The sequence below is a fragment of the Psychrobacter sp. 1Y4 genome (assembly GCF_051847555.1).
Genome location: NZ_JBPYDE010000268.1, coordinates 1 through 900 on the forward strand (window position 1 = coordinate 1; position 900 = coordinate 900).

Genomic DNA, 900 nt, shown 5'->3' on the forward strand with positions numbered 1-900 from the left:
ATAAATTCGTCAGTCTCACGTGCTTTGTAAGCGGCTTGGACAGCACCGTCCGCACGTGTCGACAAACGATCTGCTTTACCTTCAGTGATCAGCTCATAAGCTTTTTGTACGCGATCCCAGCGATTGTCTCGGTCCATCGCATAGTAGCGACCGATGATGCTAGCAATCTGTACACGCCCACCTTCATAATGAGCATTAAGCTTATCAATGTAATCACGCAAACGATTGATATACTTATCAGCGGATTTAGGCGGGGTATCACGGCCGTCTAAGAAGCAATGGATAAAGACGTTTTTGGCACCATGAACCAATGCTGAATGGCACATGCCCTCGATATGGTCTTGATGTGAGTGAACACCGCCATCAGAAAGCAGACCCATAATATGTACATTACCGCCAAGCTCATTAGCCGCTTTCACTGCGTCAACCAATGCTTCGTTTTTGTAGAATTCGCGATTGGCAAGCTCACTTGAGATGCGAGTCGAGTCTTGATAAAGAACACGGCCAGCACCCAAATTCATGTGACCAACTTCTGAGTTACCAAACTGACCATCTGGCAGACCCACATCTTCTCCTGAAGCAGAAATCAGTCCATGAGGGTATTTTTGGTAAATTCTATCTAGATTTGGCATGTCTGCCGCAGCAATGGCGTTATCTTTATCTTCTTCACGATGACCGAAGCCGTCTAATATCATTAAGACATGCGGCGTTTTTTTATTCTGTGCGCCGTCTTCTTGCTTACTGCTGAGCTGCTGCGCCTGATTGTCGTCAATAGATTCTGATGCTTGATGGGTACTGGTCATATATTACCGCTCCTCGAGTGAATGAACGCCTTTAATGCTATGTTAGGGTATGGAAAGCCCTCTATATTAACACATATCTTAAAATAGCTGAAAAACT

General features: G+C 45.1%; 1 pseudogene. It reads right to left on the bottom strand.

Features of this window, described 5'->3' with window-relative positions:
* Positions 1–803: pseudogene (locus tag ACS8FC_RS15700) on the bottom strand (2,3-bisphosphoglycerate-independent phosphoglycerate mutase); the annotation flags it as partial.
* Positions 804–900 lie beyond the last annotated feature (97 nt).